At 47.3% G+C, this 25723-nt stretch carries 21 protein-coding genes; 14 read left to right on the plus strand and 7 right to left on the minus strand.

Features of this window, described 5'->3' with window-relative positions; translation table 11 throughout:
* Positions 1 to 207: 207 nt before the first annotated feature.
* Together map and MHI14_RS29645 are read left to right on the plus strand one after the other, a co-directional pair.
* Positions 208 to 954, plus strand: coding sequence for a type I methionyl aminopeptidase (gene map / locus MHI14_RS29640; RefSeq protein ID WP_076215941.1), 747 nt, complete (start codon positions 208 to 210; stop codon positions 952 to 954).
* Between the two features lie 174 nt (positions 955 to 1128).
* Entirely contained in the window at positions 1129 to 2142 is a 1014-nt protein-coding gene (locus tag MHI14_RS29645; RefSeq protein ID WP_133386915.1) for an NADP-dependent oxidoreductase, read from the plus strand.
* A 120-nt stretch (positions 2143 to 2262) separates the two neighbouring features.
* On the opposite strand, the gene MHI14_RS29650 is transcribed toward MHI14_RS29645, so the two are convergent.
* Positions 2263 to 2748 carry a CcdC family protein gene (locus tag MHI14_RS29650; RefSeq protein ID WP_176873064.1) on the minus strand — a complete coding sequence of 162 codons (486 nt, stop codon included), beginning with the start codon at positions 2746 to 2748 and terminating at the stop codon, positions 2263 to 2265.
* 217 nt (positions 2749 to 2965) lie between these two features.
* Between MHI14_RS29650 and MHI14_RS29655 the strand changes: the two genes are divergently transcribed.
* From MHI14_RS29655 to MHI14_RS29665, 3 genes are read left to right on the plus strand one after another with little or no spacing between them, the layout of a single operon-like run.
* Positions 2966 to 4120 carry a HEAT repeat domain-containing protein gene (locus tag MHI14_RS29655; protein WP_341131914.1) on the plus strand — a complete coding sequence of 385 codons (1155 nt, stop codon included), beginning with the start codon at positions 2966 to 2968 and terminating at the stop codon, positions 4118 to 4120.
* On the plus strand, positions 4101 to 5543 hold the full coding sequence (locus tag MHI14_RS29660) for a glycosyltransferase family 2 protein (RefSeq protein WP_341131915.1): 1443 nt from the start codon (positions 4101 to 4103) through the stop codon (positions 5541 to 5543). Before MHI14_RS29655 ends, MHI14_RS29660 begins: the two co-directional genes overlap by 20 nt.
* Positions 5544 to 5597: 54 nt before the next feature.
* Complete coding sequence (locus MHI14_RS29665; RefSeq protein ID WP_091038222.1) at positions 5598 to 6728, plus strand: hypothetical protein; 1131 nt, start codon at positions 5598 to 5600, stop codon at positions 6726 to 6728.
* A 494-nt stretch (positions 6729 to 7222) separates the two neighbouring features.
* On the opposite strand, the gene MHI14_RS29670 is transcribed toward MHI14_RS29665, so the two are convergent.
* The gene (locus MHI14_RS29670) at positions 7223 to 7795 is read right to left on the minus strand and encodes a TetR/AcrR family transcriptional regulator (protein WP_341131916.1); all 573 of its coding nucleotides are present in this window, start codon (positions 7793 to 7795) and stop codon (positions 7223 to 7225) included.
* Complete coding sequence (locus MHI14_RS29675; protein WP_341131917.1) at positions 7792 to 8523, minus strand: MBL fold metallo-hydrolase; 732 nt, start codon at positions 8521 to 8523, stop codon at positions 7792 to 7794. Before MHI14_RS29675 ends, MHI14_RS29670 begins: the two co-directional genes overlap by 4 nt.
* A gap of 430 nt (positions 8524 to 8953) precedes the next feature.
* Between MHI14_RS29675 and MHI14_RS29680 the strand changes: the two genes are divergently transcribed.
* Complete coding sequence (locus MHI14_RS29680) at positions 8954 to 9418, plus strand: RrF2 family transcriptional regulator (RefSeq protein ID WP_091038227.1); 465 nt, start codon at positions 8954 to 8956, stop codon at positions 9416 to 9418.
* Positions 9419 to 9681: 263 nt separating this feature from the next.
* Positions 9682 to 10308: a nitroreductase family protein gene (locus MHI14_RS29685; RefSeq protein WP_076215923.1), complete on the plus strand. Its 627-nt coding sequence runs from the start codon at positions 9682 to 9684 to the stop codon at positions 10306 to 10308.
* Between the two features lie 186 nt (positions 10309 to 10494).
* Here MHI14_RS29685 and MHI14_RS29690 read toward each other — a convergent pair whose 3' ends face one another.
* Together MHI14_RS29690 and MHI14_RS29695 are read right to left on the minus strand one after the other, a co-directional pair.
* Positions 10495 to 11178 (minus strand): S-layer homology domain-containing protein, encoded by a 684-nt coding sequence (locus MHI14_RS29690; RefSeq protein WP_341131918.1) that lies wholly within the window; start codon positions 11176 to 11178, stop codon positions 10495 to 10497.
* Positions 11179 to 11323: 145 nt separating this feature from the next.
* The gene (locus tag MHI14_RS29695) at positions 11324 to 12184 is read right to left on the minus strand and encodes an AraC family transcriptional regulator (RefSeq protein WP_341131919.1); all 861 of its coding nucleotides are present in this window, start codon (positions 12182 to 12184) and stop codon (positions 11324 to 11326) included.
* A gap of 235 nt (positions 12185 to 12419) precedes the next feature.
* On the opposite strand from MHI14_RS29695, the gene MHI14_RS29700 reads away from it, so the two are divergent.
* From MHI14_RS29700 to MHI14_RS29730, 7 genes are all read left to right on the plus strand, one after another.
* Positions 12420 to 13475, plus strand: coding sequence for a lactonase family protein (locus MHI14_RS29700; protein WP_339786715.1), 1056 nt, complete (start codon positions 12420 to 12422; stop codon positions 13473 to 13475).
* 238 nt (positions 13476 to 13713) lie between these two features.
* A complete protein-coding gene (locus MHI14_RS29705; protein ID WP_341131920.1) occupies positions 13714 to 15111 on the plus strand; it encodes a helix-turn-helix domain-containing protein in 1398 nt (465 codons plus the stop codon).
* Positions 15112 to 15375: 264 nt separating this feature from the next.
* Positions 15376 to 17253, plus strand: coding sequence for a rhamnogalacturonan lyase (locus MHI14_RS29710; RefSeq protein ID WP_341131921.1), 1878 nt, complete (start codon positions 15376 to 15378; stop codon positions 17251 to 17253).
* A 483-nt stretch (positions 17254 to 17736) separates the two neighbouring features.
* Entirely contained in the window at positions 17737 to 18816 is a 1080-nt protein-coding gene (locus MHI14_RS29715) for a sulfate ABC transporter substrate-binding protein (protein WP_341131922.1), read from the plus strand.
* Between the two features lie 87 nt (positions 18817 to 18903).
* The gene (cysT, locus tag MHI14_RS29720; protein WP_017690928.1) at positions 18904 to 19740 is read left to right on the plus strand and encodes a sulfate ABC transporter permease subunit CysT; all 837 of its coding nucleotides are present in this window, start codon (positions 18904 to 18906) and stop codon (positions 19738 to 19740) included.
* Between the two features lie 67 nt (positions 19741 to 19807).
* Positions 19808 to 20683, plus strand: coding sequence for a sulfate ABC transporter permease subunit CysW (gene cysW / locus MHI14_RS29725; protein ID WP_341131923.1), 876 nt, complete (start codon positions 19808 to 19810; stop codon positions 20681 to 20683).
* Positions 20684 to 20839: 156 nt separating this feature from the next.
* The gene (locus MHI14_RS29730) at positions 20840 to 21079 is read left to right on the plus strand and encodes a YezD family protein (protein ID WP_036607453.1); all 240 of its coding nucleotides are present in this window, start codon (positions 20840 to 20842) and stop codon (positions 21077 to 21079) included.
* A 101-nt stretch (positions 21080 to 21180) separates the two neighbouring features.
* Here the strand turns inward: MHI14_RS29730 and MHI14_RS29735 are convergent, their stop codons facing one another.
* Both MHI14_RS29735 and MHI14_RS29740 read right to left on the minus strand, forming a co-directional pair.
* Positions 21181 to 22821 (minus strand): extracellular solute-binding protein, encoded by a 1641-nt coding sequence (locus tag MHI14_RS29735; RefSeq protein WP_341131924.1) that lies wholly within the window; start codon positions 22819 to 22821, stop codon positions 21181 to 21183.
* Between the two features lie 243 nt (positions 22822 to 23064).
* The gene (locus MHI14_RS29740; RefSeq protein WP_341131925.1) at positions 23065 to 25386 is read right to left on the minus strand and encodes a helix-turn-helix domain-containing protein; all 2322 of its coding nucleotides are present in this window, start codon (positions 25384 to 25386) and stop codon (positions 23065 to 23067) included.
* Between the last annotated feature and the right edge of the window lie 337 nt (positions 25387 to 25723).

Consider the following 25723-nt stretch of genomic DNA (forward strand, 5'->3'; position numbering starts at 1 on the left):
GAGCTTTCACCCTTTCGACTTCAACTGTTTTAAGCATATACGTGGCTAGATCAGAAGGGGTTTCGATTTTTTCATGGATAATTGTATTCATTGGACAGGCGCTTGGCGTATAATAGGATGTTGCTGATTGCACGGAATTTTTTATTTTGAGTGTTTAGCGTTACAATAGAGGACAGGATAAGATTTTAACGGACAGGAGTAGTTATTATGATTACATTGAAGACCAAAGAACAGATTGAATATATGAAAAAAGCCGGAGAAATTCTCGCCGCATGCCATAGAGAAATTGCAAAGATGATTCGTCCAGGCATTACGACACAGGAGATCGACCAGTTTGCAGAAGCTTTTATGAAGAAAAATGGCGCTACGCCGGAACAAAAGGGATATAACGGATACCAATATGCGACATGTGCGTCGGTTAATGATGTGATCTGTCACGGGTTTCCGGGAAAATATGCACTGAAAGACGGCGATATCGTTACAATCGACATGGTGGTTAATCTAAATGGCTGGCTGGCGGATTCGGCTTGGTCATATGCCGTAGGTGAAGTGACTCCGGAAGCACAACATCTACTGGATGTAACCAAAAACTCTCTGTACAAAGGCATTGAACTTGCCGTGGTGGGCAACCGGATCGGAGATATCTCCAATGCGATTCAAGTCTATGCAGAAGGTGAAGGCCTATCGGTTGTGCGTGAGTTTATCGGACACGGCATTGGTGAGAAGATGCATGAGGAACCACAAGTCCCTCACTACGGTCCGCCTCATCGGGGTCCGCGTCTCAAGGAAGGCATGGTTATTACGATCGAACCAATGCTGAATATTGGTACGTTCCGAAGTAAGCTGGATTCAGATGGATGGACTGCTCGTACTATGGATGGAAGTCTGTCTGCCCAGTATGAACATACGATTGCGATTACGGCGGATGGTCCAGTGATTTTGACAGCACAATAATAGCCAAAAGCAGCTACAATGTGACGATATTTGCATATTTCAAGGCGGCCCACGTTTGTGATCCGCCTGTTTCGGTTTAAACTATTAAGAAGTGATAACACAGAGCCAGTGGTAAGTGATCTCAGCTGACAAGGGTTAACCTTGCGTCCACTTGGCAACAAGGAGGTAATTTTGGTGTCTTTAAATAAACAGATCGTACTTGCGTCTCGTCCCGAAGGTGCCCCTTCCAGAGAGAATTTCAACTTCATTGATGCACCTCTTCCTGAACCGGAAGCTGGGCAAGTTCTGGTACGTACATTATATTTGTCGGTCGATCCGTATATGCGGGGCCGCATGAAAGATACAAAGTCGTATGCTGCACCGTACGCGTTAAATGAAGTGATCAAGGGTGGAGCCATTGGGCAGGTTGTAGAATCTTCGGAACCCAATCTGCGCAAAGGAGATCTCGTATCCGGTATGTGGGGCTGGCAGCAATATGCCGCAGTGAATACGGGGGATCTGTCGCTGATCGATACGGAAGAAGCACCAATCACCGCTTACCTGGGTGCGCTAGGCCTGACGGGTCTGACGGCTTATTTTGGTATGGAGGACATCGGCAAACCGAAGGACGGCGAAACGGTCGTTGTATCGGGAGCAGCCGGAGCGGTAGGCATGATTGCAGGTCAGATTGGTAAAATTGTGGGAGCACGCGTGGTTGGTATTGCAGGCTCTGATGAGAAATGCGCTTATTTGAAAGAAAAGCTGGGCTTCGACGTGGTGTTGAACTACAAGAAGGAGCAGGATATGTCAGCGGCCATTGAACGGGCTTGCCCGGATGGTGTAGATGTCTACTTTGACAATGTGGGCGGTGACATCTCGGATGCAGTCTTGCGCCACATCAATCGGAATGCACGTATTCCGTTATGCGGTCAGATCTCATCCTATAATCTGGAGAAACCGGATATAGGCATGCGTCCACAGACGTTGCTGTTAACAAATACAGCATTAATGAAAGGTTTCCTGCTGGGTGACTATACGAAATCCTTCAAAGAGGGCCGCGCCAAGTTGGCGAAATGGATCAAGGAAGGTCATATCCAGTATGAAGAAAACATTGTTGACGGCTTCGAACAGACGCCGGAAGCATTCATGGGCCTCTTCTCGGGAGATAATCTGGGCAAGCAGCTGGTTAAGGTTGCAGATCCTGAATAGATATTGAATGGTTTACATGTACAATTAGGTTGAAAACGAAAAGACACGTTCTGCACACCGAGGGTGCAGCAGAACGTGTCTTTTTTATCTGTAAATCTGTGCGTGGTCTATGTAGGGTGACTAGTGTTCGGCGACCAGCACTTCTTTGTAGTGTTTGTACATATATACACGCCAGCGTACAATCATGCCAAAAGCCAGCAGGAAAAACAATCCGCCCGTTTGCGGAATACTTACATATCGCTGGATGACTTCATGCAGGATCAGGCGTACGGCCAACAATCCAAGCAAGATAAAAGCAAAGCTGCGAGAACGTGTGGCAAAAATTTCTTCACCTACTCGTTCAAACCGTGTACTGCGAATGAGGGGATAGGAAAAGAGGAACCAGCCCACCAGAAACGCAATGAATGCCCAGAGTAGAGGAACATGAGTCTCAGGTACAACAAACATGAGAAATCCTGTGCTCATGCCGAGCGGAGGAATAAGGATTTTACGAATGGTCACCGGTCTGTGACTGGCTTTCATGCGGATGAAGATGGCAAGCAGTGCCATGACAAGCATGCCCACGGTTGCTCCGATTTGCAGGTAGTACGGACTGATTTGAGCCACGTAGAACTCCCTCTTTCTGGAATAATATGTTATCCGGAGATCCGGAACCCAGTACGAATTGCCGGAATTTTCAGTTCCTATTATATCACAAACGTAGAAAGCCGATAGAAAGCTTAGTGTATCATATACCCGATATGTATTCACAGGGTGTATTTGAAAATTTTGTATTATTGTGCCCGTTGTAAGGCCGTTTATTCGATTAAGGGGAAATCATGCAATGATTGGACAACAATGGATGTATATCAAGCTTATCGGCTCACATCATAGAGGGTGGCTTATGGGTAATACAGATTGGTTAGTACATGTGGTCAGCCTTGTGTGTGCAAGTGTACTAGCTTTTTTGCTGGTTATCTACGGTTACATCTTATGGATGAAATATAGCAGTAGGCGCAGGGAAAAGGTTAAGACAGCACTGATGCAGGAATTACTTTCCGAAGATTCGGTGTTACAGCGGTATTTGGGCCAAGGAGAAGTAAAAGTAGACTTATTGAATATGAGTGGAGATCAACAGAGCGTTTTGCAGCAGCTGTTATTGCAACGGCTTGCTCAAGGTCCGGTAGAGCACGAGACTCTGCGAATTCGTCTGTTATCCTGGCAAGTCTTTGGAAGTTCATACCGGTCGGTTCTGAAGAAGGGAAAGTGGAGTGAACGGGTTAACACGTTGTTATATATTGAACAGTTTCATATGATAGAGCTTCTGCCCAGGTTAGAGGATATGCTGCGGGTTACTTCCTGTACGCCGCTTGAACGCTTCATCATTTTGCGCATATATGCCCGAACCGGTTATTTCAGAATCGTGAAGGAATTGTTGCGTGAGCAATATGTATGGTCCGATTCGCAGTATCTGCAGATTCTGCTGTTGCTTACCGATTCATCCTGGACTCGTCTGAAGGATCATTTCAAGGATGTACCTTATCAGGTCCAGTGTAATATCGTCCATGCCATTCGTATTCGGGATGACCAGACGGAGGGTGCTGTTGTTCTACTGGAGAAGCTCATTCTTGGAGAGGATGCGCTGCTGCGTACCCTCGCTTATCAGGCATTGGCTCAAGTGGGCAGAGGGCGTGAAGAGTTGCTGAAGGGGCTATTGCTGGTATGGAACGAATCTGGTGAGGAAAGGCAACGCTCGGAAAGACTAACAGTGACCCGGCTTATGGGTACTGTTCATGCGGATGCTTTTATTCCTAGACTGAAGATAATGATGGGTGATCCTTCTTTTCAGATCCGACAGGAAGCGGCGAATTCTCTTGCCCGGTACGAGCAGGGACTTGAAGAACTCCGGGAAACGGCTGTAAACCATCCGGATAAATATGCAAGGCAGATAGCGGAGGAAACGCTGGAAAGGATGCAGTATGGACGAAAGATGGATTGAGATGTTGCAGAGTTTTGTTTTGGCATGTTACGAGGGGGTATTTATCTATCTGGTGTTAGCGATTGTGATGTGCAGTGTTCTGGTAGTTGCTGCCGCTCGCACATTGATTCGCCAGAGGGATCTGGACCCGCTGCAATATCATGAGATGTTGGATGAAGAACTGGCTCCTGCGGTATCCCTGCTTGTCCCGATGCGTAATAGAGAGAATACGATCATACAGCGAATTAATTGTCTGCTGGATATTCAGTATGCACGCTATGAGGTTATTATCATTAATGATGGATCAGAGGATGGAACAATGCCACGGTTAATAGAAACCTATGATCTAGTGCCCATTCGGAGTAAAGTTCATTATTCGGGACTCGGCCAGGAGACGGCTCAGATTAAATGTGTCTACCAATCCAGGTTGCATCATCGTCTGATTGTGATCGACAAGGAATATGGAGGACGAATGGACTCCCTGAATGCAGGCCTGAATATCTCGCAATATCCTTATATCGCCTCTGTTGGACCCTGGACAGTTCTGGAACGGGATGCATTGGTGAAGATTATGAAACCCGTTATGGATGCTCTCCCAGGAGAAGAGGTCGTTGCTTGTAGTGGACGATTAGATCTCATGGCCCCCAGAAATACGGATCATGCAGATTTAACGGATAACAGCACAAGACTTACGGGCAGTACGTTGTATGTAATGCAGACCATTGAATACGTGCGTGCTTTTTTGATTAGTGGTGTGGGACTTGTTCGTTACAACATTAATGTGCTTTTATTTACGGCCCAAGTATTCGGTGTATTCAAAAAGAACCGGGTGTTGGAAGTTGGGGGTTACAAGCGCGACGACCAGGTCGCTCACATGGAACTGGTGATGCGGTTACAGAAACATATGAAGCAGATCCGGGAACATGGCCGTATTATATATATTCCCGATCCGATCTGCAGGGTAGAAGTACCCGGTACATGGCGTCAGCTGTGCAGACAGCGTATCGGTTGGCACATGCAGCTTGCAAGCAGTCTATGGACTCAGCGGAGCATGATCTTTAATCCGGCCTATGGCTGGATGGGGATGGTATCCATCCCTTATTTTATTCTGATCGAATTGTTGGGGCCTGTGATGGAACTGGGAGCGATTTTGCTGTTCATTGCAGGCATAGGGCTACAGTTGGTGGATATCAACCTATGCATCATTCTCGCTTTGCTGCTCACGCTCTATGGTTCACTGTTGTCCGCTGGTATGGTAATGTTCGAAGTATGGTGTTCACGCAAAGCGTACACGTCCAGAGCAGTGACGCGTCTGTTATTGTATGCTTGTTCGGAGACGTTCTGGTTCAGACCGCTGAACAATATATTCCGTATGTTTGGCATTTTGCAGGCTATGGGATTGCGGAAGACAGAGGAAAAGGACAGCAGACATGGATTAGGGTAATCTAACGACCGATCCTGACAATACCTTGGAACAGAGCAAGGAGGAATACGCTTTATGAAAAAAAGTTACAGGCCAGCCACGATGTGGACGCTGGCTTGTTTTACAGTGGTATCGGTGGTGCTGGTTGTCCCCTGGATTATGTGGCAATCTCAGGCCCCTGTTCCACTGAACATTATGATTATTGACAAGAGCAGACCGGACTTGTCCTATCAGGGGCACAAGGGATTGGTCTGGCTTTTGAATCAACAGAAGATTGTACAGCACACAGGGGAATACTACTCGTATGAAGAGGATTATTACGGCTATGATCTTCAGGACGGGCTTCCACGAATGAAACAAATGCTGCCTGATGAGGTGACAGACACGGATCTGATCTATTTGACGGCGAATCGCAGTAGTCTGTCTGCACAGAAGAGTGCAGGGAAACAAGGCGGAATCTATGAAGGATTAACGATATATGATGTGCAGAAGATCCGCGAGGCTGCGTATAAAGGGGTAACGATTGTCGCCGAATACAGTGCCTTGGCAAATACGGCTTCGAAGATGACCAGGGAGCAACTTTATCCCAGTTTGGGAGTGAACAGCAGTGGATGGCAAGGGAAATCGGTATCTAATCTGCAAAGTATAGAAGAAGTCCCCCGGTGGGTTCGGGCGAATTATGAGCAGCGGGAGAAGAAGAAATGGTCATATTCCGGAGCGGGTATGCTGCTGATACATATGGATGGACAGGTCATGGTACTGGAGAAAGGTCCGGATGTGAAGACAGGCAATATACAGATTGCATTTACACCGGAAGGCAGCGATTGGAGCGGTATAACCCAGGATATACATTACAATGGCTGGTTCGATATCATTGTGCCGCAACAGAAGAATTCCATACTGGCCTGGTATAAGACGGATTTGACGAAGGCAGGCGAGCAGAAACTGGGGAATGCAGGAATACCCGCGGAATTTGCTGCACTTGTCCGCTACGATGACTATAATCGGTCGTATTACATGGCAGGGTCATTTGGTGAGATGAAGCATTATTCCTTCTGGCGCCGAATCCGGGGATGGGAGGTCGTCCGGTCCAAGCTTACGCCAGATCAGAAAGATATCCCTGACATGTTCTACTGGAAGGTGTACGTGCCCGTGATGAAGCATATTTTGAATGAAGTGCAGGATGGACGGCAGCAATGGCCATAGGGTGGGTGTAAAGAAAAACGTTCGGATGGAGAGCAGGTAGTGAAAGGCCGTTCTTCTGGAGTGAGGACCGGGAGATGTACATATTAGAGAAGCGCGTACATGTGAGGGGCAGGAGTTTTGAGCGGAGCACGATATGTATCAGGCGGAAATTGAATTGCAATGTGTAATGCGATGCCGCTATGGCATCATGAACTGAAGTAACATATGTAGCAGACTCTAACGAACTTAGCACGTCTTAATCGGCCTAATTTGCTACGTTGGTAGATCTAACGAATCACAGACACGTTAAATGACGGAATATGCTCATTTTGTCTGTCCTACTGCCAGTTTTCTGCGAAATAGGATGTGTGGAGTTCGTTAGATTTTTCTATCCGCTCTAATTGGCGTTATAGCGTGTCCTGGGTTCGTTAGATTTTGGCAAGAAGGTGGAACAGCAACGTAAAAAGGACTGCAGAGGATCTGCAGTCCTTTTTCATGATGCAATACGTGCCTTACTAGTCCTGGTGAAGATGCCGGAGTCCGTGCAGAAATGCGGATACGGTCAGACGCAGACTTTCGTCCGGATCAAAGTTCATGCCGAAGCCGCCCTGTGCCTCAATGGAGGCAAATCCATGGCAGAGGCTTCGCAAACCACGAACGGCGTGCAATGCTTCCGCTTCGGTGAGCGGGTAGGGCTGCAAGCTGTGCAGCAGCAACTCCAGCGTGGCTGTGCTGGCCGCGGCGAGCTGTGGCTCCTCGCGGTCCGGGGCATGAAATGAGGCTTCGTAGAGCCCGGGGTGCTCGCGGACGAAGCCAATGTATGCCGCAGCGATGGCCTGGATGGCATCGTCGCCTGTGCGGTCAGCGATAGCCTCGGTTAATGCGCGGCTGAGCTGTTGTACGGACATCAGCGCCATTTCCTGGCGAAGCCCGGGAAGTCCGCTGATGTGGTTGTAGAGCGACGGCGAGCGCACATCCAGCCGCTGTGCCAACGCGGCGAGTGTCAGCGCCTGAAAGCCGTCGCTGTCAGCAAGCTGGATCGCGGCGCTGAGCAGAGCGCCGCGATCCAGCCCTTGCCGGGGGCTCATAGTTGCCCTCCGGCAAGATCAAACCGCTGCTGTGCATCAGCGGTTGCCGCGCGCATGGCGGCAGCGGGCTGGCGCAGCATCCGTCCGTGGCCTACAGCCAGCACGGACGGTTCCAGCTCCGCCAGACGCTTCGCGCTGGCCAGAGCCGCTTCGCGGTTCCACGTCGCCAGCGCGGGGAACGGGAAGAGCGGGCGCACGCGGCCGGATACGGCAAGGCCGCCTTGCAGCTGGTACGCGTCGCCAGCGATGAGCACGCGGCTGCGCGTATTCATGAAGGCCATATGCCCCGGCGTATGGCCTGGTGAGGCAATGGCGACCAGTGACCCAATATGATCACCGTCATCCAGCAAGTGGTTTGGCTGGGTGCGCACCGCTTTGGGCTTAGGCACCCCGCCGCGTACCGGAGTTTGTGGCTCACCGGGAAGAAGGGAAGTATCACCCGCCAATAGCCGGGCATCCCGTCTGGAGATGAAAACCTCGGCTTGGGGCAGTGCCTCTTTGAGACGATCCAATGCACCAATATGGTCGCTATGCGCGTGAGTCAGAATGATCTTGGTAATGGGCTTTCCAAGGGACTGGGCAGTTGCCAAAATCCCCTTAAAACTGAACGGTATTCCGGCATCAATCAGGGTTAATCCATCTTCCTCTTCGACCAGGTATACGTTCACAGGGAAGAGTCTTGGAAAAAACGTAACTTGAACGACATCATATTCTCGGGTAATGCGCATCGTTGAACCCTCCTTAAAACTAATGGTATTAGTATAATAACTAATGTCATTAGTTTTAGCAATACATGTCGTTCATTTTATTCAAATAAAAAAAATTTAAAATAATGATGCACTTTACAAAAAAAGCGTTTTCAAATTGAAGATTACCGATTATAATAATCACGTAAGCCCTTTCATATGTCTATCTTATTGGAGCCCTTCGCGTAGCGAAAGGCTCACTTTTTTGTTCTTTTTGGATTAAATGGAAGACGGGATGTTAATCCTAGCTTAATTGTGTTGATGAGCTGTAAGTATTGGTATAACAGGAAAAATTACGTTTGATCTCCATGCTGGGTGAAAGTTGACAAACATAACTGTTATTCATATAATGACAGTTATACTTACCTTGAGTTGGAGTTCATCGGTGTTGTAAGCCGGGAAGGAGTAAGTTATGAACAGCGAATTTACCATAGCGGTGCATTGTCTTGTTTTTCTGTCGATGAGAGATGAGTGTATGGCCAATAGTGAAGATTTGTCCCAGAGTGTGGGTACACACCCGGCCAGAGTCCGTAAGGTACTTAGTGTTCTGCGCAAGCATGGTTACCTGACGACCAAGGAAGGTGCTCATGGTGGGTACTTGCTTAGCCGTCCAAGTGAAGAGATCAAGCTGGGAGAATTGTACAGACTGGTAGCTGGTGGTTCACTCGGTCCCAACTGGTGCTCAGGGGAGTCCGGTTCATCGTGCGTGGTATCTTCCAATATGCAGGATGTGATGGGGAACATATATAACGGAGGCGAAGAGGCGCTCAGCGCTTATTTTGACCGTATATCCATTCAAGATGTGAAAGAGCGCATAGGTCATGGGGAAGCGATAACCTTGTCGCTAAATGGATTGCCTGCAAAGGAGAAGTCCTGACGGAGTCCACAACGAATGGTCCTTCATGACATGGCCTTGGTTTAGTCAGGCATGGTTGGACAAGTTATGGCATTGGCGTGTGCTCCGGTGAAAGATCCATTGATGTTCTCAGGCGATTCCGGGCATAACGTGAACACAGATGGGGAGAGATCGTCTGCGCTGATGTTATTTTCGGAAGGCAAATCCTTGGTAGAGTATACTTCAAGATCACCTTGCGAAAGTAAAAGAAGTATAAACAAATTAGATTCTGGGGAGTGGAACACATGTCAGGCATTGAAAAAAATGAAACACTTCGCGTTATTAGCGAACGCCATGCTGTCAAAAAGTACGAAAAAGGATTTGAATTGCCTGAAGCTGATCTCAATGCGATTCTGACAGCAGCTGCGGAAGCACCATCTTCATGGAACCTGCAACACTGGAGATTCCTCGTGATTGAATCCGAAGCAGACAAAGCGAAATTGCTGCCAGTTGCTTACGGTCAAAGTCAGATCGTGGAAAGTTCGGTTACGATTGCTGTTCTTGGAGATTTGGAAGCAAACCGTAACACCGTAATCTACGATCAAGCTGTTGAAGCAGGCGCACTGACTGCTGAGGTTCGTGACGCATTGGTTGGACAGATCAACGGTGCTTACCAAAGCCCGCAGATCGCTCGCGATGAAGCGATCCGCAATGCATCTTTTGCTTCCCAAAATATTATGCTTGCTGCACGCTCCCTGGGTTACGATACATGTCCAATCGGTGGATATAATCCACAAAAACTGATCGAAACATTCAACATTCCTGCACGATTTGTGCCTACGTTGTTGATTACTGTAGGTAAAGCTGCACAGCCAGCTCGCCCGTCAGGACGTTTACCGTTGTCTGAGGTTGTTGTTAAAGGTTCTTTCTAAGTTAGAAAGTTAAATCTGATGATTTTGCATCAGTGATATAAGTATAATACAAACAGCCGCACTTTCCTGTTGAGGGAAGGTGCGGCTGTTTGGCATATTGAGGTTGTATGGAAAAGTCCACTAACGGTGACTCCAATCGAGCGGATTCACCACTCAAGTGAGTTCTTAGCTCCTACCATGAAATGATTACTTCTCAGGTGTTTCCGGGATTTGTGGTGCATGGAACGATTCCATGTACTCGATTGCGTTAAACATCATCACTGCTGCTTCAGCGCGAGTAATCGTTTGTTTGGGATTGAAGTTTCCGTCGGCATCCAGTTCATTGATTTTGAGAACGAGTGAACGCTGAATGGCACCTTGATACTCTGGCGTAAGTTCCTGTTCGTCGGTAATGTCCACAGGTTTGATATTAATCATCGGCAGACCGCCTTTGGCCTCGATGCCTTGCATCAGGAACAGTGTGAATTGTTCACGAGTAAGCGGTTTGGATGGATCGATACCCTGTGACATCTGAATGCCATTATATTGCGCGCGGATAAATGCATCACTGTACCATACGCCATCTTTTACAGCAGAGAAGTAGTCACTTGGTACCGGCATTTTGATAAAACGAATCGTGTCCAGATTCAGATTCAGGCCGTCCGCAATCAGTTGAATGCCCTGAGCGGTATTTAACTCCAGTTCAGGTTTGAACAAGCTGTCACTCACGCCTTTGATGAATCCATCTTTATGGAGAGATTCGATTTTGTCAGCTCCTGCGATACCTTGAATATCCGTGAATTGGGCCTGCGCAGCGTTGATCGGGCCTGCACTTAGAGACAGCGTGAGCAGAGCTCCCGCAGTTAATGTAGCTAGTATATTTTTTTTCATGATAGGTTCGCCTCACTTTTCCAGGGAAGATCCCTTTATATAAAAGTTATTTGCCCCTATAGACGACCCTTCTGTTCAAAAGGTTGCTGCAATTTTCCAACTGAATTCATAATCATTTAGAAAGGGCTAAGTGAAGGCACTGCCTCTAACCTTTGGATTTATTTCGATAATCTGTGGGTGAACGTCCCATCATTTTGCTGAACAGACGGGAGAAGTAGTACGGGTCTTTGAATCCAAGCTCGGAACTGATCTGCTTCACGGTCCAATCGGTAAAATCCAGATAGCGGCAGGAATGCTGAATCTTAAGCCGTAGGAAATAATCGATGGGCGAATGCCCCGTAGCTTGCTTGAATAACTGAGAGTAATGAGGGACAGACAGTCGCGCGTGAGACGCCAGTTCCTTGAGGGTGATTCCATTCTCCAGGTGCTCCAGCATATATTGAACGGATTGTTCAGCCGCACGTTTGCTGCTCACGATCCCACCATCTGTTCCTGTCGTCTCCGGTCCATAAGCGAGCATACCAAGCATATAACCGATAATCTGGGAGGCATACGTCATCGTCTGCATGGAGTAACCTGTCTCTAGCGCGCCGTAACATTCATGAAAAAGCTCAAGCCATTTTTGAGCCTTGGCCGGTGGCATGGTAGTAATATGATGGGCTAACAAGGGTTCTATGTAGGATAAAGCGTGTTCCCCGCGCAGATGAATCCAGAAGATGCTCCACGGTTCAGCTGCGTTGGCTCCGTACACATGAGGAACATGTGCAGGCAATATGACGAGGTTTCCCGGGCGGACATCATATGTCTTGCTACCATCCATCGTATACCAGCCTGTACCTTGGGCACAGTACATCAGAATGTGTGATTCACAACCATCGGGACGGTCACGGTAATGATGCTCCGCTTCGTGAAAGTAACCGATATCGGTAACGTATAATCCGGACGTGACCGGATAAGCTGCGGTTTCTTGCAGCAGTGAGTCCGGAAGCACAATGAGTTTTTGCATACGAAATCCGTCAGATTTACGCTGTAGGGGTGGTCTGTTGTTAGGTCTCATACTTTGTATTATGGTGAGAGGGGATAGGGGAGTCAATGCCAGATATGAGAGCGCTCACCGGGGGTTGTTCTCAATATAGAAAGCCACGTTACAGGAAGTGAAGCAGTTGCCCGTGAATTGGGTAAGTACATACCAGTGGGAAGAATCAGACCAATGAATATATAGGATAAGGGAGAGATTAGATATGGAACCAGTCACAACTCAGGAAACACTTTTCTATACAGGTACGTATGCGTCAGCGGATGAACCAGGAATATTCCTATGTGCGTTGAATACGGATTCAGGAGAGATGCGGATCGTCAATCACATGGATGGCGTGGATAATCCGTCTTATCTGGCGTTATGCCCGGATGGAAACTGTCTGTATGTGGCGAGTGAGACGGACGAGGGAGAGGTGTTGGTCTATCGTAGAGATGCAGCAACGAGTGAGCTGCACCTGATGGATCGAAAACAGACCAGAGGGGCTTCTCCATGTTATGTGTCTGTCTCCACGGATGGTCAGTGGGTGTTCTCATCCAACTATAGCAGCGGCAGTGTCAATGTATTCCCGGTTGGCGATCAGGGGACGCTTGGTGAGATGAGTGCATGGGTGGAGCACACGGGAAGTGGAATCAACGAAGAACGGCAGGAAGGGCCGCATGCACACTCCATTCAACCCGATCCGTCCGGGCAGTATGCTGTCGTATGTGACCTCGGTCTGGATCAGATCATTGTGTATCGGTTGGAAGAGGGACGTCTGGTAACCCATCGTGAGATGGATCAGCCACCAGGCGCAGGGCCAAGGCATCTTGTGTTCCATCCCAACTCGAAGTGGGCATATGTAATCAACGAGTTGAACAACACCGTTACGGCATTCCTATATGATGAGCGCAGAGGAGAGTTCACTACGGTGCAGCACATCTCCACACTTCCAGAAGGGCACAAAGGAGAGGGGACGGCTGCAGACATCCGTATATCTCCATGTGGACGTTTCCTGTATGCATCCAATCGGGGAGATGACAGCATCGTCCTTTATCATATTGACCAGGAGAGCGGCGAGTTGGAAGCTGTAGAGTGGACGTCCACGATTGGGCAGACACCGCGTAACTTTAATATTTTGCCTGGTGGGATTCTGGTCGTGGCAAATCAGGACAGTAATAACCTCGTAGGTTTCCAGATCAGTGAAGAAGACGGACGCCTGACGCATAACGGGTTCAAGCTGGAACTGCCTCGTCCGGTATGTATTGCGCCTGTGGTATAAAAGTTGTAATACGGTGAAGAGAACGTGAAATACTACATCTAGAAAGTGGTCAAATAAGCTGTGAAATCATGGAGAAACACATGGTTTTACAGCTTTTTTAGGCTTTTTATGCGATTAACTTGAAAATAGTGGCAATTATCACATTTTTTTATTGACCATCGTTCGAACGTTCATTATGATCAGAATATATAGTGATTAAACCTAAAATCTGGATGTTGCACGAAGGGTGGTGCTTTCCTTGGAACCTGCAAATTCAATTCGGGAGCAATTAACCCAGTTTATCGAAAAGAACAGCATGACGCTCTCCCGATTCTCGGAAGTCTCTGGCATTAATACAGGCACAATTAGTCGTATTTTACATGGGAATCGTCCCATATCCGTGAGTCAGTTGATTGCGATCTCATCAGGAATGGGCGTGGCAGCGGATCATTTTTTTTCCGACTATGTGGAAGAATGTTTTGCTTATTCTGTCTCCATGCGGCGAATCAGACCGTTTATTCTCCGAAGTGCGGAATTGAATCGGCTGGATTGCATTGAGCAGATTCTTTATCGGCTACTGGACGACCTGGATTATGCGACAGAATTATTTGAGATGGCTGAACAATTATTTGAACAAAATCAGCGGTCTGCCGCGGCATTGTTATATAAGAGTGTGAGTGAAGTTGAGAAATATCAGCATTCTGAACGGCTCGCGATGTGTCAGTATCGGTTGTTTTTAATTGGACAAGGAGAGAACCTGGAAGAAAATCTAAGGACAGCTATCTTGTTCGAGCCTTATGTTGACCGGTTGGATGAGGGATACCAACTGGACGCGCTGAAACATTTAATTCATGTGTTTATGGCAGTTCATAAATGGGATAAAGTAGATGGTTTAGCGCAAGAGATGTACAAATTAGCGAAGATTTTCTATGAGTCTAAACACCTTTCTAAACGAAGGGAACACCACCATGAGAATCACACCGAACGCCCACTCTATACTTATATTTTATATGCTTGGTTGATTCGATCCACAGTTTATGAGGAGTATGGAGATTATAAAAAAGCTTTGGAGTTTGTATCGTTGTATGCATACGGACAGGGCTGGTTACAGGAACAGGATGAAGAATCAGAGCGCATACAGCAACAATTTGGGGAATGGGCAACAGCTAATACCTATCTCTACCGAATGTTATCTGGAGAAAGGGAGATTGTTCACGAATACGCGGACTACATCTCGAAGTATCCTGATGAGATTTTTTTAGCTTTACGTTACATGATACAGGCAGCCAATCGGTTTGACTGGAACATTGATGACATTTTGGATCGCTTCTCCGAACATACGCCTTTACGTACCTACAAGACTGAGTTTGGAGATTATAATAAACGTATTATTAATGAAAGTTATGCGCGGTTTTTAAGTGATCTAGGGATGTACCAACTTAAGAGAAATCGTAATGATGCAATGAATCTTATTCTTGAAGGATTGCAAATGTCAGTTAAAATAAATAGTGATCGAAATATTATTACATGTATGACATTATTTGAGCAGTACAGAGATCAAGCTGATCCAGAAGCAAAACAGAAGTTCAAATCCTTATCAAGTGAGGTGCAACGGCTCAATGCGAAAAAAAACGTCTTTCTTGCTAACCATTTTTAGTGTTACAGTTACAATCTGTCCAATCATTCATGCCTTAATGGGCCACGGAGCAGGCGGAGTGTAAATTTATGAATTTATTCAAAAAAGTACGAAGTCGAAGGAGAAATCCTTCGGCTTTTTTATGTGCGAACCTTTAATTACTAAATTAGACCTATAGATGGAATTATATGTTTAATTTAAAATAAATGTATTAAAGCGCTTACATAAAAAGATGGCGCTACAAAGGCATCGGGCTTACCAATACAATTGGGGAGGCAATTGTTTATGGGGAATCGATCATCATTGTGGAAGCGCACATTACGTACAGCGGGAGTATCTCTGCTGAGTTCCGCGCTACTGGTTACTTCGCTTGGATTGGGCAACACGCCGGTAACACATGCAGCAGGTGCAAGACAGATGGAATATCTGGATCGTGGTGTGGTGGCTGTGAAGACCGGGACAGGTGTGTTTGTCAGCTGGCGGCTTCTGGGAACGGAAGGATCGAATGTATCGTTTAATGTCTATCGGGATGGAACCAAGGTGAACGCTACGCCCATAACAAACAGCACCAACCTTCAGGATGCAAGCGGGACAAGCAGTTCCAAATACACGGTTCGCGCTGTAGTGAGTGGAACGGAGCAGGCTGCTTCAGCAGCAGCGAGCGTATGGGGCAACAATTATCTGTCCGTACCGCTTAGTGTACCCGCAGGTGGGACAACGCCTGATGGAGTAGCCTACACTTACAGTGCCAACGATGCCAGTGCAGGTGACCTGGATGGTGATGGTGAGTATGAATTGATCGTGAAGTGGGACCCTTCCAACTCCAAGGATAACTCCCAGAGTGGTTATACCGGGGAAGTGTTTATCGATGCCTACAAATTAAATGGAACACGCCTCTGGCGAATTAGTCTGGGCAAAAATATCCGTGCCGGCGCTCACTACACCCAGTTCATGGTGTATGATCTCGACGGTGACGGTAAAGCCGAGGTTGCGATGAAAACAGCCGATGGCACCAAGGATGGCACTGGCGTGGTCATCGGTGATGCCAGCAAGGATTACCGCAATTCCAGCGGTTATGTATTATCTGGCCCCGAATTCCTGACGGTCTTCAATGGGCAGACTGGCAAAGCGTTATCTACAGTGAACTACGAACCGGCGCGTGGCAATGTGTCTGACTGGGGAGACAACTACGGCAATCGGGTGGACCGATTCCTTGCCGCCATTGCGTATCTGGATGGAGAGCGTCCAAGCCTGGTCATGGCGCGTGGATACTACACCCGTACCGTACTGGTAGCTTATAACTGGCGGAATGGACAGCTGACCAAACAATGGACATTTGATTCCAATACGTCCGGTAACTCAGGTTATGCTGGGCAGGGTAATCACAATCTGAGTGTGGCGGACGTAGACGGAGATGGGAAAGACGAGATTGTCTATGGTGCCATGGCGGTGGATGACAACGGTAAAGGCTTGTACACGACAGGACTTCATCATGGCGATGCGATGCATCTGAGTGACCTCGACCCGGACCGCCCTGGACTTGAGGTATTTCAGGTTCATGAGACACCGTCCAATGCCGGAGTGGAGTTCCGGGATGCAGGCACAGGTCAATTAATCTGGGGAGTCAAAACAACAAAGGATATTGGACGCGGCATGGCGGCAGATATCGATCCAAGATATAAAGGTGCCGAAGTATGGGCAGACGGCAGTCTGTATACGGCCAAAGGGCAGAAACTCGGGACAACCCTGCCTTCCTCCACGAATTTTGGAATCTGGTGGGATGGTGATTTGCTTCGTGAACTGCTGGACAGTAACCGAATCGATAAGTGGAACTATGCCAATAACACAACGGTGAATCTGCTCACTGCATCCGGCGTTTCTTCCAACAACGGGACCAAGTCTACGCCGAATCTGCAGGCCGACCTGTTCGGGGACTGGAGAGAGGAAGTGGTGTGGCGGACCAATGACAGCTCAGCGCTGCGGATCTATACCACAACAGCAGTTACGGACAAACGCATCTATACGCTGATGCATGATCCGGTGTACCGTCTTGGCGTCACTTGGCAAAATGTAGCCTACAATCAACCGCCACACACCGGTTTTTATCTAGGGGAAGGCATGAACACACCACCCGTACCCAATATCCGGTATGCGGGCAGATGAGGAATGGACAAGGTGTGGCTGTCCAATTCCGTTCATGTTTACAATAGCCAGCGAAGCATGGGATTCGCTGAAGGGAACAACGGACGATGGTTCGTTGTTCCTCTTTTTTTGCCAATAGTCCAGAAATCCGGTAAAAATCGGAAAAAACGTTTGACAGGTATATAGACTGCCTTTATTATACGTATATAACTTACTAAACAGGTAGGAATAATAAAAATGAATCTGTTTTCATTGTGAAAGCGGTCATTTGACAGACAGATGCAACAATTGCAACCTGAACAGAATAACGTTCTCACCGTATAGACGGAGGAACACCGCAGCGCATCCTTTCCGGATGAAAGCATACACGGCCTAGGGCCGGCATGACTTTATGGGGAGAAGTGCGCGGGGGTTCCTCCGTCTTCTTGTTTTTTAACGGGGCGTTCGATCCTGTTCAGCCGGCCTGAGGTAGTCATGCAGATCTATATCGGGGGAGTGTTATCTATGAAAAAGAGAATTCACAAGGGTATTCTGGTTGGTCTGGCACTGGTGTTAACAGGGGTACTGGCAGCATGCGGATCGGATAGCGGCGGGTCCAGTGCGGCAGGAACATCGGGCGGAGCGGAAGGCGGCAAGGAAGGGGCTAAGGCCATCGAACTGCTGAATGTTTCCTATGATCCAACGCGGGAACTCTATGAGCAATATAACAAAGCGTTTGCGGCGCATTGGTTGAAAGAGAAGGGCCAGGAAGTGACGATCAAGCAATCCCATGGGGGCTCGGGCAAGCAGAGTCGTTCTGTTATTGACGGATTGGATGCGGACGTGGTCACGCTGGCATTGGGATACGATATTGATGCGATTGAAGATAAAGGTCTGATTAACGAAGGTTGGCAGGACAAATACGAGCATAACAGCTCTCCGTATACCTCTACGATTGTATTCCTTGTACGTAAAGGCAATCCCAAAGGCATCAAGGACTGGGATGATCTGATCAAAGGGGATACCCAAGTCATCACCCCGAATCCCAAAACGTCCGGCGGGGCGCGCTGGAACTATCTGGCGGCATGGGGATATGCCCTTAAGCATAATAACAATGATGAAGAGAAAGCAAAGGCTTTTGTTGGTGAATTATTCAAACATGCGCCTGTACTGGATTCGGGTGCTCGCGGATCTACAACGACGTTTGTGGAACGTGGCATCGGGGATGTGCTGCTTGCCTGGGAGAATGAAGCGTTCCTATCGGTAAAAGAGCTGGGTCCGGACAAATTCGATATTGTCGTGCCATCGGTTAGTATCTTGGCTGAACCACCGGTTGCCATTGTGGACAAAAATGCAGACAAAAAAGGAAGCCGCGACGTGGCGGATGCCTATCTGAAATATTTGTACAGTGAAGAAGGACAGACGATTGCTGCTGAAAATTATTACCGCCCAACGCTGGACAGCGTAAAGGAAAAATTCAAGGATCAGTTCCCGGCGCTTGAACTGTTCACGTTGAAAGATGTATTCGGCACATGGCGAGATACTCAGGCCAAACATTTTAATGACGGTGGTATCTTCGACCAGATCTATGTTCCAGGCAGCTAAGATTGCTCTGTTCATAGAACAACCGATCAATCGCGCTGTAAGCGGCCAACCAGCCTTACCGGCTGAAGGCAGAGAGGATGAACGTGCATGAGCAAGGTGATGGTGGCGCGGAGACGCACATTGCCGGGATTCGGATTAACGATGGGTTACAGTGTGTTCTACCTGAGCCTGGTTGTACTTATTCCACTGGCTGCTCTGTTGTTTAACTCAACAGGGCTGACGTGGGCAACCATGATTGAGGTTGCAACCAATCCCAGGGTGCTGGCTTCCTTCCAGGTCAGCTTTCTGACCGCAGGTGCAGCGGCCCTGATTGATCTCGTGCTGGGGTTACTCCTGGCATGGGTGCTTGTTCGGTATGAGTTTCCTGGCAAAAGACTGTTTGATGCGGTCATTGATCTGCCCTTTGCCTTGCCAACAGCGGTAGCAGGGGTTGCCCTTACGGCGATCTATGCCGGCAATGGCTGGATTGGGCAGTTTGTAGAGCCTTTGGGCATTAAGCTAGCCTATTCACAGGCCGGGATTACGCTGGCGCTGATGTTTATCGGCATTCCGTTCGTGGTTCGTACGGTGCAACCGGTGTTGGAGGAGCTGGAGGCAGAGGTGGAAGAGGCGGCTGCCACACTGGGAGCAGGAAGATGGCGGATATTCCGTACCATTCTGCTGCCGGATCTGATTCCGCCACTGCTGACCGGTTTTGCTCTGGCCTTTGCCCGGGGCATTGGTGAATATGGCTCCGTTGTATTTATCTCAGGTAATATGCCGATGAAAACGGAGATTGCCCCCTTGCTGATCATGGCTAAGCTGGAACAGTTCGATTATGCAGGCGCTACAGCTGTAGCTTTGCTGTTGCTTCTTGTTTCTTTCATCCTGCTATTGATTATTAATTCCTTGCAACGTTGGAGCCGGAAGGCGGGCAGGGCATGAGAATGAAACATGATGCAATAAGGATATTAGAAGACGTCACTCACCCAAACCAAAGGAGGTGCAGCATATGGCAAGTTCTGTCCCACTAAGCCCTGTTCCACCCGTAAAGACCGGGCGTGGAACGAACCGTGCAACAACGGAAGCACCATGGGTCAAATGGTTATTGATTGGATTGGCGAGCCTGATACTCATATGGCTGCTTATTTTGCCACTGGCCATTGTGCTCATGGAGGCGTTGAAGCAGGGCTGGGGTGTATACATCGCGGCTCTTACGGAGCCGGATGCCATGTCTGCACTGAAACTCACGTTATTGGTTGCGGCGATTACAGTGCCGCTGAATACGATATTTGGTGTGGCCGCTGCATGGGTCATTACCAAATTCCAGTTCAAGGGCAAGGGACTCATGATCACGCTGATTGATCTTCCCTTTTCCATCTCGCCTGTGGTTGGCGGGTTGATTTTTGTATTGGTCTTTGGTTCGAATGGGTGGTTTGGGCCGTGGTTGTCGGAGCATGATATCAAAATCATTTTTGCGCTGCCAGGCATTGTCATTGCAACGCTGTTTATTACCTTCCCCTTTGTAGCCAGGGAGTTGATTCCACTCATGGAGGACCAGGGAACCCGGGAAGAGGAAGCGGCGGTTACGCTGGGTGCTTCCGGGTGGCGAATCTTCTGGAGTGTAACCTTGCCCAACATCAAATGGGGGCTGTTGTACGGTATTATTCTGTGTAATGCCCGTGCTATGGGCGAGTTCGGAGCGGTATCTGTAGTCTCCGGACATATCCGCGGAGAGACCAATACACTGCCGCTGCATGTGGAGATTTTGTATAACGAATATCAATTCTCAGCTTCGTTTGCCGTAGCTTCGCTGCTCCTGATTCTGGCTCTTGCCACGTTGCTGCTCAAGAGCTGGCTTGGACACAAAGCCGTTTCAGAAAAGTGATGATGAGAAGAAGAAAATACAGATTGACAGCTACTGGAAGCCCTGCTAATGTATAAACCAAGTATATAGGTTGGATAAGAATGATTTATAAATCCGTTGGATGACAGCGTACTTAGGAATATGGCGGGCAATAGCCCGAGAAGAGGAGGCGGCTCTATGGCTAAGCCGTTAAAAGTGGATGAGGTATGGTTGGACCGAATTGCCGGACAGCTGAATGACATGGAGTTTGGTTCTTTGCATATCGTGGTGCACGAAGGTCAGATTGTGCAGATGGAGCGGACCGAACGCAAGCGTTTTGAAAATACGCCCTCAGGCAGCGCCTCCAAATCCGGAAGCACGGCACGAAGCAGTTCAGCCCGTTCACTACGCGGATCAAATGCAAGTGCGAAGGGATAGAGAGTGACTAGCGTGAGGGAAGCGGGGATCGGTGCATAGGAACACACACGTATATTTTCCAGAAACTACTCATGGGAAATGTATGTTCCATATCGTCCCACCTATTGCGCGTGACTCGGCTCCTTATGCTCGTTATACCAATGATTCGCTTCAAGCAGCACCTGTTGCCCACCTGCATCCATGAATTCTTCCACAAAGGTATCGAAATACCCCACAGGCTGATCGCCGGTGATGATGGAGATGTACGCTCTGTCTCTCATGCGAATCAATTCAGATGAATATTGAATCAGGGCAGGGGTTGCAACCTCCAGGCGATTATAGATACCATTCTCCGTCAACCCTGCAGATGCAGCCCACTGTTCACGTTTATCCGAGGGTGTACCTGGAACCGTCATGCCGATACTTGAGCCGATCATATTAATATAATTCTCCATTCTGTTGTATGGGTAAAGTAAATGGAACGAGTTTGGATCTTCAGCGCTCCAATTCCAGTGTTTTCCTGGAAGGCCATACTCCATTTTGATCTGCTCCTCCGGATCGGGGTTGGCACTTACATAATCGAGTATCTCCAAAATTTTCTCCAGTTTCCCCGGCTCCTTCGCAGCCTCAGCACCTATAGCAATAAAATTCATCAGCAGATTGTTCCCTTTTGAACCGCTATGTCCATCAGGACCAATAACAGGAGAACCAAATACAACCTCTGCAGCTGGATTCTTCTGTAGCAGTTCATTGACATTGAACGAGGGTTCCACCGGGGTTTCCTCGCCATTTTCATTGAGGACACTGTAATCTCCCTCTTGATTCCAATGATAATAGTTGCCCATCGAGGTCATCCCAATTTTTCCATTAATAAAAGCATGGGATAGATGTTTATAACCGCCTTTGTTTTCACCCGTTATGAACTCTGGGTCGATAATCCCGTCCCGATACCATTTTTGCATATAAGTTAGGGCTTTTTTCATCTCCGGCTCCAAAGCACCGACCACGAGTTGGTTGTTTTTTTCATTAAAATACAGTTGCTCGGTGAAAACGGACTGTCCAAAAGCGCCAAACACTACATTTAAGCCCTCTCTGGATAGGCCATACGTATCCTGTTTACCATTTCCGTCCGGATCATCTTTGGCAAAAGCATACATAACCGTTTCAAATTCATCTAATGTCTTCGGGACGTCCAGATCAAGCTGCTTAAGCCAATCCTCTCGGTATACGACTGGAGTTCGATAGATGTTGGTCTGATTAATGGCCGGTATTCCATATAAGGAGCCGTTTATTTTTCCATACTCTAAGTAACGTGAATCATAATCGCGAATCCGCTGTACGATATTTGGCGCATATTGTTCAAGGACTTCCGGGGAGATTTCCGCTAAGACCCCTTGCATTTGATACTTAAGCAGATCATGCGGTTGTCTGATCCGGAACAGATCAGGTATTTTCCCTTGAGCAAGCTCCAGGTCCAGCAGTTCCTCGTACCGCTTGTTCTCAAGATTCCACACCTCCAGATCGACATCAAACCGATCCTCAATATATGCAATCATCTCCGCGTCTTCAGGAACAGGGATATTTTGATGCATGGTCCAGGATATCGTATACTGCGGTGCTGTCTCCTTCTCAGCGCTTGCTAGATGGTCCTGCTGTTGCACTTGTGATCCTTCCCTGTTTAGAAAGGTACAACCGCTCATCAATCCTATAAGAATAGATGTAGCAATCAATAGACATAGCTGTCTTGAAAGGTTGATGTTCATAGCAGCTCCTTTCCTAATTCTAAATTCTAAATAGGTTCAATTTAACAATTACACAATAACGGTGAGGACAGAAAGAACCTGAAGAAGCGAAGCTACAAGTTTTCTGTAGGAAAACTACTTCGAAAGCATACGCTATTCCCGGATTTCCCCTTTTAGAAAAGGGATCAAAGAAATCTGGGAATAACAGCGATCGGAAGGTTGTTCTGTCATCGGAGTGTCCGTGTAAATATTCTTTAATTCAACCTATATAGATCCCTGTTCCATTAGACTGCGCATGAAGTTTTTTGGCGTACAGCCGTGAATTTCTTTGAACTTCTTAATGAAATAGGCAGGGGTACGGTAACCGACCGTACTTGCGACCTGCTCAACCGTAATCTCACGCTGTGTCATGAGTTCCCGTGCGCGTTCCATTCTCTGATTCGTAACATATTCGGAATAAACAATCCCGGTTTCTTCCTTGAACAGTTTACTGAGATATTTAGGGCTGATGAATACTTGCTCTGAGACATGATCCAGTGTTAGATCGCCCGATAAGTGCTCGTGAATGTAGGCTTTGACAGCCGAGATGGTATCCACACTTCGTACCTCGCTGCGCTTCTCCATATGCATCACAAATTTGGTCACGAGATGAATCATCCACTCTGAATAGCGGTTGATATTGTAGAACAATGAAAATTGCTTGTACATACTTAATGAACTCGCCTCGGGGGGTTGCCAACGCACCTGATTAATACACTCAGCGTAAATAGATACCGTTTTTAATAAGATGATCCGACTGTATTCGGCTGAATAGGAGCCTTCCTTTAGTGCCGCGACCAATTCCTGAATGGCCTGAACTGTACCTTGCACATCCCGAGTCTGCAATTTCTTTTCAAAGTTTACGAGGTATGACTCCGGAATCTCCAGACTGCTGGCTTCCCTGTTCAGAAGATTAAGATCCTGAATGGCAGACTGCTCGGGGAAGAAGTAGCTGTATCGAATCAGGGTATTCGCCTGATGATAGCTTGTGTGAATCTTCGTGAAGTGTTCTACCCATCCGCCTAACGATAGTACAAATTCAAGACCAAATCTGCTGCTCGCCTCAGTGTGAATAAAGTCTACAATGTGATCAGAGAGAGGTTCTTCGGGTTGGTTGGTACAGATGATTACGGCTATTTTGTGATCCTGCAATTCCTCTGCCAGCAGTTGAGTTCCATCCATTTCCGCGATCTCCAGTTGCTGGATCATCGTATACAACGTATGCTGCAACTGTCGTGGCTGCAGATCCTTCCACTTCTCATTAACGGGGTCAATGACGATGCAACGGAAGCGAGAGTAGGCCATTGAAATGTGAACAGACTGGAGCTGTTCCGTAAGTTCCTCGGGTGTAAATCGATTATTTAACATATTGAGCATAATACTATGCTTAATCATTCTGTGATTGGCCTGTAAGGTTTCTTCAAGACTATCAACTTTATTGGACAGACTGTTAAACGTTGTATCGATGAACCGATATTCGTCCTGTTTTAAGCTGGTTGGGCTATCCATCCGGCTCTTGATGTTATTCAGGATTCGCTTAAGAGGACTATAGTTGGCCCTGGTAAAGATGGACGACATCGCTATTCCAACCGCAACAGCCAATAAACCGAGAAGAACCGAAATCTCCTTCAAGCTATCCAATTTATAATAGAAGCTTTCATTAGGTGTGGTTGTGTAAATTCTCCATGTATTTCCTTTAAATTGATCTTGGGTAACGACATGAGAGTCATAGTTAAATACAGGTGTGAAGCTCTCATCTGAAGAATGATAGGAAAGGAGCGACTGCGTTAGATTCTCCTCCGTGGAGGTGCCTAGTAACGTTTTGTCCGCTGCAGAAATGACGGTTCCATCCTGATCGATGATTAATGTATTCGCATAGTCAGCAGGGAGCATATTTTTAATGATCTGACTGATCGCTGATTCTTTGATATCAATCGCAATCATGGCCTTGCTGTCCTGTCCAGAAGATTGAAACGGGTAACTGTGGACATAGGAAATTAGAGGGCTCATCTTGCCCTGTTCCCGTGATTCGATATAAACATCCTGAGGCACCATACGAGTCTTCATCCATAAGGAGCTTTCTGGAGTCTCTTTCATTGCAGCAATCCAATCCGACGTATGATCCACACTCGAAGGCGTGTCCTCATAGAGCAATAGCCCATATACAGATGAGACGATGAAGTGGTTCTTCGTATCGTACACATGAATAGCTTCAATGAGATCGGAATAATTTTGCACCATATTTTTGAGGGACTGTTCGATGTCCAGGATTTTGCTATGGTTTCCTTTTAAGCTATCTAAGTCGATACTTGCAGCGTTACCGAGTGCCAGGGACAGATAGACCTGATTCACCTTCTGGATAACGGAGCTCTCAATATAATTAACAGTGCTTTTCAGCGACAATTGATTATTGATTCGGATTTCTTTGCTGTATTGATGGGAGAAGAAGAAATATAAAATGGAGCCGAAAAGAAGCGCAATGACAAGAACAACAGCGAGGTAGGAAAGAACCATCTTGGATCTCACAGACTGAAATGGCTTACGCATTCTTTTTTCCCCCTTCATTTCTCGTTTCTAAACAACTTCATCATTATATAGCAGGCCGAGGACTAGAAATCATGTTGATCGAAATTTAACAAACTCCCACTGAATAATTTACTTTCAGTTAATAAAGCGTTTACAAAAGTAGGTATTTTAATTGATAAATGTAGTATCTAACTCCATTTTTCTTGGCATATAAGCTCCGGAACATACGATTTTGATATAAAACGGAATTTGTTCTATAGATGCTAAACGCTCCCTAATGCTACAGTAACGGCAGATCAGACATCTGTATAGAGTCTTTCTTACTCATTTGCAGATGCAGAAGCAAAAAAATAATTTA

It is taken from the genome of Paenibacillus sp. FSL K6-2393 (assembly GCF_038002545.1).
In the GTDB taxonomy this organism is placed as follows: domain Bacteria; phylum Bacillota; class Bacilli; order Paenibacillales; family Paenibacillaceae; genus Paenibacillus.